The 13,548-nt window shown below is 40.6% G+C and carries 10 protein-coding genes; all 10 read left to right on the top strand.

The annotated features are described in order from the left end of the window. The first annotated feature begins 110 nt into the window (after positions 1 to 110). Entirely contained in the window at positions 111 to 995 is an 885-nt protein-coding gene (gene tsf, locus PQ478_RS13725) for a translation elongation factor Ts (protein WP_012959360.1), read from the top strand. 176 nt (positions 996 to 1,171) lie between these two features. Beyond that, positions 1,172 to 1,891 carry a UMP kinase gene (pyrH, locus tag PQ478_RS13720; RefSeq protein ID WP_012959359.1) on the top strand — a complete coding sequence of 240 codons (720 nt, stop codon included), beginning with the start codon at positions 1,172 to 1,174 and terminating at the stop codon, positions 1,889 to 1,891. After that, on the top strand, positions 1,891 to 2,448 hold the full coding sequence (frr, locus tag PQ478_RS13715) for a ribosome recycling factor (protein ID WP_012959358.1): 558 nt from the start codon (positions 1,891 to 1,893) through the stop codon (positions 2,446 to 2,448). Before pyrH ends, frr begins: the two co-directional genes overlap by 1 nt. 151 nt (positions 2,449 to 2,599) lie before the next feature. Continuing rightward, positions 2,600 to 3,373, top strand: coding sequence for an undecaprenyl pyrophosphate synthase (gene uppS, locus PQ478_RS13710; RefSeq protein WP_289234615.1), 774 nt, complete (start codon positions 2,600 to 2,602; stop codon positions 3,371 to 3,373). 15 nt (positions 3,374 to 3,388) lie between these two features. Further along, entirely contained in the window at positions 3,389 to 4,186 is a 798-nt protein-coding gene (locus PQ478_RS13705; protein WP_012959356.1) for a phosphatidate cytidylyltransferase, read from the top strand. A gap of 59 nt (positions 4,187 to 4,245) precedes the next feature. Continuing rightward, complete coding sequence (locus PQ478_RS13700; protein ID WP_012959355.1) at positions 4,246 to 5,394, top strand: 1-deoxy-D-xylulose-5-phosphate reductoisomerase; 1,149 nt, start codon at positions 4,246 to 4,248, stop codon at positions 5,392 to 5,394. Positions 5,395 to 5,414: 20 nt separating this feature from the next. Next, on the top strand, positions 5,415 to 6,668 hold the full coding sequence (gene rseP, locus PQ478_RS13695) for an RIP metalloprotease RseP (RefSeq protein ID WP_289234614.1): 1,254 nt from the start codon (positions 5,415 to 5,417) through the stop codon (positions 6,666 to 6,668). A gap of 48 nt (positions 6,669 to 6,716) precedes the next feature. Further along, entirely contained in the window at positions 6,717 to 8,435 is a 1,719-nt protein-coding gene (locus PQ478_RS13690) for a proline--tRNA ligase (protein WP_289234613.1), read from the top strand. Positions 8,436 to 8,517: 82 nt separating this feature from the next. Beyond that, positions 8,518 to 12,816, top strand: coding sequence for a PolC-type DNA polymerase III (locus PQ478_RS13685; protein WP_289234612.1), 4,299 nt, complete (start codon positions 8,518 to 8,520; stop codon positions 12,814 to 12,816). A gap of 249 nt (positions 12,817 to 13,065) precedes the next feature. Beyond that, positions 13,066 to 13,536 carry a ribosome maturation factor RimP gene (gene rimP / locus PQ478_RS13680; protein WP_012959351.1) on the top strand — a complete coding sequence of 157 codons (471 nt, stop codon included), beginning with the start codon at positions 13,066 to 13,068 and terminating at the stop codon, positions 13,534 to 13,536. The last annotated feature ends 12 nt before the right edge of the window (positions 13,537 to 13,548 follow it).

The following is a 13,548-nucleotide window of genomic DNA, read 5'->3' as shown; positions in this document are numbered from 1 at the left end:
CTTTGCCACTTTTTTTTACGAAATAAGAACATGACATACATAAGGACAAGCTTTGATGTTTGTTCTCTTGGCATGTGTGACATACTGACAATTTAAGGAGGCGTTTTGACATGGCAGTAACAGCAGCAATGGTAAAAGAATTACGTGAAAAAACAGGCGCAGGTATGATGGATTGTAAGAAAGCTTTAACAGAAGTAGATGGGGATATGGAAAAAGCAATTGACCTACTTCGTGAAAAAGGTATTGCAAAAGCTGCTAAAAAAGCAGATCGTGTAGCTGCAGAAGGTCTTACAGTAGTTAAAGCTGAAGGAAATAAAGCAGTAATTGTTGAAGTTAACTCTGAGACAGATTTCGTTGCTAAAAACGAAAACTTCCAAAAGTTAGTTCAAGAATTAGCTGAGCACGTATTAACTCAAACTCCGGCTTCTGTTGAAGAAGCAATGGGTCAACCTTTTAAAGGTGAAGGCCAAACTGTACAAGAGTACATCAATGCGTCAATCGCTAAAATTGGTGAGAAGATCTCTCTTCGCCGCTTTGAGTTAGTTGAGAAAACAGATGCTGACGTATTTGGTGAGTACCTGCACATGGGAGGTCGTATCGGAGTTCTTTCTGTAGTAGGAGACTCAACTGATGCTGATCTTGCAAAAGATATCTCTATGCACGTAGCTGCTATCAACCCTACGTACGTTTCTCGTGATGAAGTATCACAAGAAGAAGTTAACCGTGAGCGTGAAGTATTAAAGCAGCAAGCATTAAACGAAGGTAAGCCAGAGAACATTGTAGAAAAAATGGTTGAAGGCCGCCTAAGCAAATACTTCGAGCAAGTTTGTTTACTTGATCAGCCTTTCGTTAAAGATGGCGATCAAAAAGTAGGTAAATATGTACAAAACAAAAACGCTTCTGTTAAATCATTCATCCGTTATGAAGTTGGAGAAGGTATGGAGAAGCGTGAAGATAACTTCGCTGAAGAAGTTATGTCACAAGTTAAAAAGTAATCCAGCTAAGAGGGGGCACACTGTGTCCCTTTTTTCAAGAGGTTGTAAGTAATGGTATATTTAATAATGTCCATAAAATAGATTGGCAAAATCATGCCTGAAATCTTTTATTGAGTATTAAAGCGAGAGTTTAAGTAAAAGAAAAGTCTACACGTCTTGTGTTGATGGAGGTTGTCATGCAAAAATTTAATCGAGTTGTACTAAAGCTAAGCGGGGAAGCATTAGCAGGAGAATTAGGCTATGGAATTGACCCCACAGTCATCCAATCTGTAGCTAAGCAAGTAAAAGAAATTATTGAGCTTGATGTAGAAGTCGCTGTCGTTGTGGGCGGTGGAAACATCTGGCGTGGAATGGCTGGAAGTGCTAAGGGCATGGACCGTGCTACAGCTGATTATATGGGAATGCTTGCGACAGTAATGAACTCATTAGCTCTTCAAGATAGTTTAGAGGATATTGGTGTTGAGTCGCGCGTTCAAACTTCTATTGAAATGAGACAGGTAGCTGAACCGTATATTCGCCGTAAAGCGATTCGTCATCTAGAGAAAAAACGTGTAGTTATTTTTGCTGCAGGAACCGGCAACCCATACTTCTCTACAGATACAACAGCTGCTCTTCGTGCTGCGGAAATTGAAGCAGAAGTTATTCTTATGGCTAAAAACAAAGTAGACGGGGTATACAGTGCAGACCCTTCTGTAGATGAAAATGCTAAAAAGTATTCAAGTATTTCTTATATGGATGTTTTAAAAGAGGGCTTAGCGGTGATGGATACAACAGCATCATCTTTATGCATGGATAACAATATTCCACTTGTAGTCTTCTCTATTATGGAAGAGGGTAATATTAAGAAGGCCGTACTCGGTGAAAAAATCGGAACTATTGTAAGGGGGAACTCATAATGTCAGCAGAAATTATGCAAGATGCAAAAGAGCGTATGACCAAAGCAATTGAATCATTAAACCGTGAATTAGCAAAGCTTCGTGCCGGACGTGCGAACCCTGCTATTCTAGATCGGGTAACAGTTGAGTATTATGGTGCAGAAACACCATTAAACCAACTAGCTACTATTACAGTACCTGAAGCTCGCTTGTTAATGATTCAACCATTTGATAAAACATCAATGAATGATATTGAGCGTGCGATTCAAAAAGCAGACCTAGGCTTAACACCTTCAAATGATGGTACAGTTATCCGTATTGCAATTCCTCCATTAACGGAAGAACGCCGTCGCGAACTAGTAAAGCTGGTTAAAAAGTCAGCAGAAGAAGGAAAAGTAGCTGTTCGTAATGTGCGTCGCGATGCGAATGATGACTTGAAGAAGCTGCAAAAAGACGGTGAAATGACAGAAGACGAACTTCGCCGTTATACAGATGATGTTCAAAAGCTGACAGATAAACATATTTCTGATATTGATGCAGTGGCAGATAAGAAAGAAAAAGAAATCATGGAAGTCTAAGCAGTTTCAAGGTAAAATAGATGATGTATAAGACCCTCTTATTTTATAGGGGGTTTTTTACACGTTCTTATTAGTATAGTTATGAGCTAGCTGTGATTAGGATATGCTGATAAGGGCCTAACCTGCTTCAATTTAGATGGAGGGCATTTAAATGCTGGAAAAATTTTCGAAATGGAAATCAAGTCTTACACCTACAAAAACAGACGGTGAATTAGAATTAGACCCGGCTGCCGTTCCTAGGCATGTAGCCATTATTATGGACGGAAATGGCCGTTGGGCAAAGCAAAAAGGACTTCCTAGAATTGCTGGACACCGTGAAGGAATGAAAGTAGTAAACAAAATTGTTCGTCGGGCCAATGAATTAGGTGTTGAAGTCTTGACATTATACGCATTTTCAACAGAAAACTGGAAGCGTCCTAAAACGGAAGTCGATTATTTAATGAAGCTGCCAGAACGCTTTTTAGGCATGGAGCTTCCTAAGCTTATGGAAGAAAACGTGAAGGTGCGTTTAATGGGAAGTCTTGATCACCTTCCTGAGCACACGCTGCGTGCTGTTAATAAAGCAGTGCATGAAACGAAAGACAATACAGGCCTTATTTTAAATTTTGCTCTCAACTACGGGAGTCGTTTTGAAATGGTAGAAGCAATGAAAGAGATTGCCTTGAAAGTTGAAAAGGGCGAGCTAAAACCAAGTGATATTGACGATAAGGTAATTGAATCAAACCTTATGACAGCAGATTTAAAAGATCCGGATTTATTAATTCGGACAAGCGGTGAAATTAGATTGAGCAATTTTATGCTTTGGCAGGTTGCCTATAGTGAATTCTGGTTTACCGATGTTCTGTGGCCTGATTTTAATGAAGAGCATTTTACAGAAGCCATTTCTATATATCAAAAAAGAGCAAGGCGTTTTGGAGGAGTTTAGAGGGGGGCGTATTAAATGAAGCAAAGAATAATTACGGGTGTGATTGGTGCGATCGTTTTTCTTAGCATGGTCATTCTCGGAGGTTGGTTTTTTTCTATCTTCATTTCTCTCGTCGCCTCAGTGGCAATGATTGAACTATTAAAAATGAAAAAAATTGCACCTTTATCTTTAATGGGATTGGTTAGTCTTGCCTCAATGTGGCTGCTGCTTGTGCCAACATCTTGGTTTGATCAATTAATTCCAATTACATACACAAAAGTAGAAACGTTTATATTCTTAATTTTAGTCCTATTAATGTTTACAGTCTTAACGAAAAACAGCTTTACATTTGACGAGGTTGGCTTTGTCATCTTATCATCGGTTTATGTAGGGTTTGGCTTTCACTTTCTAATTTTGACACGCGACATTCCGGATATTGGAATGCATTTAGTATTCTTTGTATTATTTATTATTTGGGCAACAGATTCTGGTGCCTACTTTGCAGGAAGATCTTTTGGAAAGCATAAACTTTGGCCTGATATTAGTCCTAAAAAGACGATAGAGGGGTCCATTGGCGGCATCCTTACAGCGCTCGTTATAGGCTCTGTTTTTTATAGCTTTTTCCCAATCTTCCCTAACTATTTAACAGCATTATTTATTATTTTAATCGCCTCTACCTTTGGACAGCTTGGCGACTTAGTAGAATCAGCACTTAAAAGACATTACGCTGTGAAAGACTCAGGAAACGTGCTGCCTGGACATGGCGGGATCCTAGACCGTTTTGACAGCTTGATTTATGTGATGCCTATTTTGCATTTACTGCAGCTGATTTAACATCTTTATGATATACATAGGAAAAAGAATGGTGATAATTTAGATAGTAGGTGAGTATGTTGAAAAAGATTAGTTTATTAGGTGCAACAGGTTCTATAGGAACACAAACTCTTGATGTGATTAAACACCATTCTGATCAATTTTCACTTATTGCGATGTCTGTAGGGCGTAATATAAACCTTGCGCTCGATCAAATCAATATGTTTAAACCATCGATTGTCTCTGTAATGACACAAGAGGATGCACAAAAACTACAGCTTCAAATATCTGATGAAATCAAAGTCGTATATGGTGAAGAAGGATTAATTGAAGTAGCTGCCAATAACGAAGCAGATATTTTAGTCAATGCAGTGATAGGCAGTGTAGGGCTCGCTCCTACATTAAAAGCGATCGAAGCAGGTAAGACAATTGCGATTGCAAATAAAGAGACACTAGTCACAGCAGGACATATAGTAACAGATGCGGCCAAAAAACATCAGGTTCCTCTCTTACCAGTTGATAGTGAGCATTCAGCTATTTTTCAAGCATTAAATGGTGAGAGTTCATCAGAGGTCGATCGCCTTATTTTAACGGCCTCAGGCGGAAGTTTCCGTGACAAAACAAGAGACGAGCTTAATGGAGTGACAGTAGAGGAAGCTCTTAATCACCCTAACTGGTCAATGGGAGCAAAGATTACCATTGATTCTGCGACAATGATGAATAAAGGGCTAGAAGTCATTGAGGCGCATTGGCTGTTTGATATTCCATACGACAATATTGATGTAGTTCTTCATAAAGAAAGCATTATTCATTCAATGGTGGAGTTTGTTGATAGAAGCGTCATTGCCCAGCTAGGGACACCCGATATGAAAGTGCCCATTCAATATGCGCTGACCTACCCAAACCGACTAGAAGCTTCTAACAGTGAACGATTAAATCTGTGGGAGATTGGAACGCTGAATTTTTCCAAACTAGATACAGAACGTTATCGCTGCATGAAGTTTGCTTATGAAGCGGGAAGAATCGGCGGGACGATGCCAACGGTTTTAAATGCTGCGAATGAAGAAGCAGTAGCTGCCTTTCTAGATGGTAAAATTACATTTCTAGACATAGAAGATCAAATTGAACAAGCTCTAGAGCGGCACGAAAAAATTAATCACCCGACACTTGATGTGATTAAAGAAGTAGATCGTGAGACGAGAAAGTTTATCCACTCGTTACGTAATTAAATAAAGTGGAGGTTAGTCATTTGAATACATTAATCTCGTTTATAGTAGTATTTGGCCTGCTTGTTTTTATCCACGAGTGGGGGCACTTGTACTTTGCAAAACGTGCAGGGATCTTATGCCGAGAGTTTGCGATCGGTTTTGGCCCTAAATTATTTTCCTTTAAACGGAATGAGACTGTTTATACCATCCGTATGCTGCCGCTTGGTGGATTCGTTCGTATGGCTGGAGAAGACCCCGAAATGATTGATATTAAGCCCGGCTATGAAATAGGGCTTGTATTCAACGGCAGGCAGGAAGTTTCTCAAATTATTATTAATAATAAATCAAAACACCCTGAAGCAAAGGTTGTTCAAGTAGAAAAGATTGATTTAGAGCACGAATTATTTGTGCAGGCATACGATGATGATGAACTTGTCCGTTATAAAGTGAATGAGACAGCGGTTTTGGTTCAAGATGAGCAGCCAACACAAATTGCTCCTTGGAATCGTCAATTCGGCTCGAAATCAGTAGGGCAGCGTGCTTTAGCGATTTTTGCAGGTCCAATGATGAACTTTGTTTTAGCCTTCGTATTGCTAGCAGCGCTTGCACTAATGCAAGGTATTCCAGTTGACCGTGCTGAAGTTGGGGAAATTATGGAAGGCGGTGCAGCTGAGGAGGCTGGACTTGTTGAAGGTGATCAAGTAACCAGTATCGAGAATACTCCAGTAGATACGTGGGAAGAGATGACAACAATCATTCAACAAAACCCAAATGAGTCGATTACGTTCACTGTTGTCAGGAATGGACAAACGGAATCCATTGCCGTAACTCCGAATGAGCGAGTCGGACAAATGGGCGATGCGGAAGGATTTATTGGTGTGACACAGCCGCGGGAGTTTTCCGTTATAGGATCTTTAACATTTGGTGTAACTCAAACCTACTTGTTTATGACAATGATCTTTGAAGTGCTAGGATTATTAGTTACAGGTCAGTTCTCGCTTGATTATGTAGCAGGGCCAGTTGGGATTTATAATTACACCGGTGAAGCCGCAGCTCTTGGAATTTTCGTATTAATGCAATGGGCAGCTGCCTTAAGTGTTAACTTAGGAATTATTAATTTGCTGCCGATTCCTGCAATGGACGGCGGACGGCTAGTGTTTATTGGTTTAGAAGGACTGAGAGGCAAGCCGATTGATCCGCAAAAGGAAGGAATGGTTCACCTTGTAGGGTTTGCTCTTCTTTTCTTATTAGTTATTTTTGTAACATGGAACGATATAAACCGTTTGTTTATGTAAATTAGACACGGGTTGGATTGCATAGTTGATTAGGAAAGGATTTTGAATATGAGACAACGTTCACTTTTATTACCGACTTTACGTGATGTACCAGCAGATGCAGATATTATTAGTCATCAACTAATGCTACGAGCAGGGATGATTCGCCAAATTGCTGCAGGTGTATATAGTTATTTACCACTAGCGAAACGAGTACTGCATAAAGTTGAATCGATTGTACGTGAGGAAATGGATGCTGCCGGAGCGCAAGAATTAACCATGCCGACGATGCATCCTGCTGAATTATGGCAAGAGACTGGCAGATGGGATAAAATGGGCGGAGAGTTAATGCGCCTTAAAGATCGTCATGATCGTGACTTTGCGCTTGGACCGACTCATGAAGAAGTCATTACAAGCATTTTACGTGACAGCATCAGCTCTTATAAAAAGCTGCCTGTAAATCTATATCAAATTCAAACAAAATTCCGTGATGAGCGCCGTCCTCGTTTTGGACTGCTGCGCGGCAGAGAATTTATGATGAAGGATGCTTATTCTTTCCATGCAACACCTGAGAGCTTAGATGAGGCGTATAAAGAAATGTATGATACTTACTCAAGAATCTTCTCACGTGCAGGGTTGACATTCCGTCCTGTCATTGCTGATTCTGGGGCAATCGGCGGGAAAGACACACATGAGTTTATGGCGCTTGCTGATGTCGGAGAAGATACGATTGCATACTCTGATGAGTCTGATTATGCAGCTAACATTGAGATGGCTGCAGTTAAGATTAACTATGTAAAACCTGATGTAGAAGCAAAAGACCGTACCAAAGTGGATACGGGTTCAGCGAAGACGATTGAAGAAGTTTCAACTGCACTTAATATACGTGAAGATCAAATTATTAAAACATTGCTGGTTTCTATTGATGAGGAATGGGTGCTTGTACTGCTTAGAGGTGACCACGAATTAAACGACATTAAGTTAAAGCATGAACTGTCAGCGGGTGCGATCCGTTTTGCTGAAGCTTCTGAAGTAGCAGACATTCTTTCTGCTCCTGTAGGTAATATTGGCCCAGTCGGTGCAGGCGGTGTGAAAATTATCGCAGATCACGCAGTCTCGGCAATGATGAATGCGGTTTGTGGCGCAAATGAAAAAAATTACCACTTCACAGGTGTAACGGCTGATCGAGATTTCAAGGTTGATCAATATGCAGACTTGCGCTTTATTAAAGAGGGAGACCCTTCTCCATGTGGCAAGGGAACCATTCGTTTTGCTCAAGGCATAGAAGTTGGACAAGTCTTCAAATTAGGAACGGTCTATTCTGAGGCAATGAATGCAACCATCCTTGATGAAAATGGGAAAGCGCAGCCTATGATTATGGGATGTTACGGGGTAGGGGTTTCTCGTACTGTTGCTGCCATTATTGAACAGCATCATGATGAAAACGGAATCGTATGGCCGCCGTCAGTTGCCCCTTACGATGTTCACCTGCTCACGTTAAATAGTAAAAATGCTGAACAGAGCGAGCTATCTGAAGAACTATACCAGTCGCTTAAGAAAACTGGATTTGATGTACTTTATGATGATCGTCCTGAGCGAGCTGGAGTAAAGTTCAAAGACTCAGATCTAATCGGAATTCCGCTTCGTGTATCTGTTGGTAAACGTGCGGCTGAAGGTATCGTAGAAGTGAAAATTCGCAAGTCAGGTGAAGTCATTGAAGTAGCTGTAGCCGATTTAGCTGAAGAGCTTAAGACTCAGCAAAGAAAACTTGAAGAATTATACCAATAAATAAACGATATATAAGGTGAGGTATCTCAATTAGAGGTACCTTCTCTTTTATGCAAGGCTTATTTAAGCAGGGGGGAGAAAAATGTCTCAAGATGAACAGCTAAGAAAAGAGCGATTTCAATTACTCCTTTCACAATTACAATTCCCTGAAGAAGTGATACATGGGGTATTTAAGGATGGGAAGATTCGCAAATTAACGATTTTAAAAGAAAAACGAACATGGCATTTTCATATAGAGCTTCCTCTTTTAATTCCTGCTCATTTATATGAGCTGTTTGAACAAAAGTTAAAGGAAACGTTTACTCATATTACAACAGTCGGCTTCACATTTTATTATGACAGGTGTGAGCCAAGTCAGAGTGACTGGGAGCAGTATTGGCCGATGATCGTTTCTCGTCTGCAAGCAGTATCCGATGGATTGCGTTCATTACTCTCAAATCAGAGCCCTCGTTTTGATGGGAAACGCTTGGAGATTAATGTACGCAATGAAACAGAAGCTGTCGCGCTAAAGCGGAAATTACAAGATCCCTTAAGAGAAAGTCTCGTGTCACTAAGTCTTCCAAACGTGGGCTTTGAGCCTGCTATAAAAGAATCTAAACAAGAATTTCAAAAGTTTGTCGAGCAGCGCGAGCAAGAAGATCACTCTAAAGTAGTAGAAGCCATTTTAGAGAAGAAGAAAATGGAGCAAAAAAGTGATGAGTTTGAAGGAAAGGATCTCGTATTGGGCTATCCAATTAAAGATGATCCTATACCGCTTGAGGCCATTGTCGATGAGGAACGCAGAGTAACGGTTCAAGGGTATGTATTCGACGCTGAAACAAGAGAATTGCGCAGCGGACGTACACTGCTTACCTTTAAAATTACCGACTATACTGATTCCATCATGGTTAAGATCTTTTCACGGGATAAAGAGGATATCCCGCTTCTTCAAGCTGTTAAAAAAGGCATGTGGCTGAAAGTTCGCGGTGGTGTACAAAATGATACATTCGTTAGAGACTTGGTTATGATTGCTAATGACTTCAATCAAATTAAACCGGCTGAGCGTACAGATAATGCAGCTGATGAAGAAAAAAGAGTAGAATTGCATCTACACACGTCAATGAGTCAAATGGATGGCATGACATCTGCGGGTAAGTATGTTGAGCAGGCAGCCAAATGGGGACACCCTGCTATTGCCATTACAGACCATGGAGTTGTTCAGTCTTTCCCAGAAGCATACGGGGCCGGAAAGAAACATGGCATCAAAGTGCTGTACGGGGTAGAAGCGAACCTTGTAGATGACGGAGTTCCGATTGCTTATAACGAAGCGAACCGTGAGCTGATGACCGAGGAATACGTGGTTTTTGACGTGGAAACGACGGGGTTATCTGCTGTTTATAATACAATTATCGAGCTAGCTGCTGTTAAAATCAAAAACGGGGAAATCATTGACCGGTTTGAATCCTTTGCAGACCCCCATGAGCCATTAACCAATACGATCATTGAATTAACAGGTATTACTGATGATATGGTAAAAGGCCAGCCAGAAGTGGGAGAGGTACTAAAAGATTTCCATGAATTTGTGGGGACTGCTACTCTAGTAGCTCATAATGCTAGTTTTGATATGGGCTTCTTGAATGTTGGCTACCAAAAAATCGGACTGGGAGACGCAACAAACCCTGTTATCGATACATTAGAGTTAGGGAGATTCCTGTATCCAGAGCTGAAAAATCACCGATTGAATACTCTTTGTAAGAAGTTCGATATTGAACTTGTCAGTCATCACCGCGCGATCTATGATGCCGAAGCGACGGGGTATTTATTATGGAAGATGGTTCGAGATGCAAACGAGCGGAATGTTACTCATCATGATCAATTAAATAATCATATGGGACAGGGGAATTTTACCAGACAGCGTCCATCACATTGTACGATCCTAGCACAAACGCAAGAAGGCTTGAAAAATTTATACCAATTAGTTTCAATGTCTCATGTTGAATACTTTTTCAGAACACCGCGTATTCCAAGGTCGCAGCTGCAAAAGCATCGTAAAGGATTGTTGATTGGCACCGCGTGTGATAAAGGAGAAGTGTTTGAAGGGATGATGCAAAAATCTCCTGAAGAAGTAGAGGAGATTGCAAAGTTCTATGATTATTTAGAAATTCAGCCTCTAGAAAATTATCAGCATTTAATTGAGAAAGAACTAGTTAAAAACGATGAATCGTTAAAAGAAATTGTCTCAAATATTGTTGAATTAGGCGAAAAGCTTGATAAACCGGTTGTGGCAACGGGTAATGCGCATTATTTGAACAAAGAAGACGCGATCTACCGTAAGATTTTAATTGCATCGCAAGGAGGAGCGAACCCGCTGAATAAGCAGACGCTGCCCCCTGTTCATTTTAAAACAACCGACGAAATGATCGATGCCTTTGCCTTTTTAGGAGACGACAAGGCTAAGAAGCTGGTAGTGGAAAATACACAAAAAGTGGCTGATTTAGTTGAAGAGATTCATCCCATCCCTGATCAATTGTATACTCCAAAAATTGAGGGTGCGGATGATGAGATCAGAGAAATGAGTTATTCTCGTGCTCGTAGTATTTACGGGGATGATCTGCCGGAAATTGTAGAGGCGAGGATTGAAAAAGAATTAAAAAGTATTATCGGACACGGATTTGCGGTTATTTATCTTATTTCACAAAAGCTGGTTAAAAAATCATTGATTGATGGATATCTTGTAGGTTCTCGTGGATCTGTCGGATCTTCATTTGTTGCAACCATGACTGAAATTACCGAAGTGAATCCTCTCCCGCCACATTATGTGTGTCCAAACTGCCAGCATTCCTATTTCTTTAACGATGGTTCAGTTGGATCAGGATTTGACCTTCCTGATAAATATTGTCCTGAATGCGGCACGGCATATGTGAAAGATGGACAAGACATCCCGTTTGAAACCTTCCTTGGATTTAAAGGAGATAAAGTTCCAGATATTGATCTTAACTTCTCAGGGGAATATCAGCCGAGAGCCCACCATTATACGAAAGAATTATTTGGTGAGGAGTATGTGTACCGGGCAGGAACAATCGGCACCGTTGCTGAAAAGACAGCTTATGGGTATGTTAAAGGATATCAAGGAGATCATGATCTGCATATGAGAGGCGCAGAAATTGATCGGCTTGTATCAGGCTGTACAGGAGTGAAGCGGACGAGCGGGCAGCACCCGGGTGGTATTATTGTTGTACCAGATTACATGGATATTTATGATTTCACACCGATTCAGTTCCCTGCAGACGATAAAACTGCTGAGTGGAAAACGACACACTTTGATTTCCATTCCATTCATGATAATCTGCTGAAACTTGATATTCTCGGACACGATGATCCGACCGTTATACGAATGCTTCAAGACCTATCCGGAATTGACCCGAAAACGATTCCTACCGATGATCCTGAAGTCATGAAGATATTCAGCGGTCCTGATGTGCTTGGAGTGACAGAAGATCAAATTTTGTGTAAAACAGGTACCCTTGGCATTCCTGAATTTGGGACGAGATTCGTTCGTCAAATGCTTGAAGAGACGAAGCCTAGCACATTTTCAGAGCTCGTGCAGATCTCAGGACTTTCTCATGGGACGGATGTTTGGTTAAATAATGCCAATGAATTGATCTATAACGGTACATGTGAGCTTAAAGATGTAATTGGATGTCGTGATGACATTATGGTATACCTGATATACAAAGGACTAGAACCATCTCTTGCTTTTAAGATCATGGAGTTTGTACGTAAAGGTAAAGGCCTCCAGCCGGAATGGGTCGAGGAAATGAAAAAGCACGATGTGCCTGATTGGTATATCGGCTCATGTACAAAGATTAAATACATGTTCCCTAAAGCCCATGCAGCAGCCTATGTATTAATGGCCGTGCGGATTGCTTATTTCAAAGTGCATCACCCAATTCTTTATTACGCTTCTTATTTCACGGTTCGAGCAGATGACTTCGATCTCGATACAATGATCAAAGGATCAACAGCTATTAAAGCGAAAATTGAAGAGATTAATGCTAAAGGTCTAGATGCTTCACCTAAAGAAAAGGCTGTCTTAACCGTTCTAGAACTTGCTTTAGAAATGTGTGAGCGAGGCTTTTCGTTTAAGAAGGTAGATCTCTACGAATCAAGTGCAACAGAGTTTATTGTTGATGGGATGAGCCTGCTTCCGCCGTTTAACGCAATGACTGGGGTTGGTACAAACGCTGCCCTTAATATTGTGAAGGCAAGAGAGGGTGGCGAATTTCTCTCAAAAGAAGATCTGCAGCAAAAAGCACGTTTAACAAAGAATGTGCTTGAACATCTTGATGATCACGGCTGCTTAGCAGGCATGCCCGATTCCAATCAGCTTTCCTTATTCTAGCTTTCCTTGTTCAACTATCAGGCGCAAAAGCTGATCTGACGCTATCTAGAGACACAGAGTAAGTTGCAAACAGCTAGAGAGTATGATATCCTTGTTATGGTAATACTTAGAATACGGAACCTAAAAAGAGTGGGGAAACCCACTCTTTCGTTTTCGTTTAGACCTATATTTATGAATCGTTTCTCTTAAATAACAGGATGTAAAGTAACCTTTATTTATATAGATGGGTAAGATCAAGGAGGGTATGAATTGAGTAAGAAAGTAACGGACATCGTAGCAGAATTAGTGACACCGCTATTGGACGAGCTAAACTTAGAGCTAGTAGATGTTGAATTTAAAAAGGAAGGACCTAACTGGTTTCTTAGAGTCTTTATTGATTCAGATACAGGTGTTGATTTAGAGGATTGCGGGAAAGTAAGTGAACAATTAAGCGAAAAACTTGATGAAATGGATCCAATTCCACAAGCTTATTTCCTTGAAGTATCTTCTCCTGGGGCTGAGAGACCTTTAAAGAAAGTTAAAGATCTTGAAAAAGCAGTTGGGAAAAATGTTCATGTTACTACGTACGAACCAGTTGATGGAGAAAAGGCATTCGAAGGGATGCTTCAATCTTTTGACGGCGAAGTATTAACTATTGAAGTGAAAATAAAAACACGGAAGAAATCATATGAAATTCCGTACGATAAGGTAGCAAACGCTCGTTTAGCTATTATTTTCTAAAATGATATTTTT

Source organism: Alkalihalophilus pseudofirmus (assembly GCF_029094545.1).
Lineage (GTDB): Bacteria > Bacillota > Bacilli > Bacillales > Bacillaceae_D > Alkalihalophilus > Alkalihalophilus pseudofirmus.
Note: the sequence above shows the minus strand (reverse complement) of the source record. Positions and strands in the feature narration are given on the sequence as shown.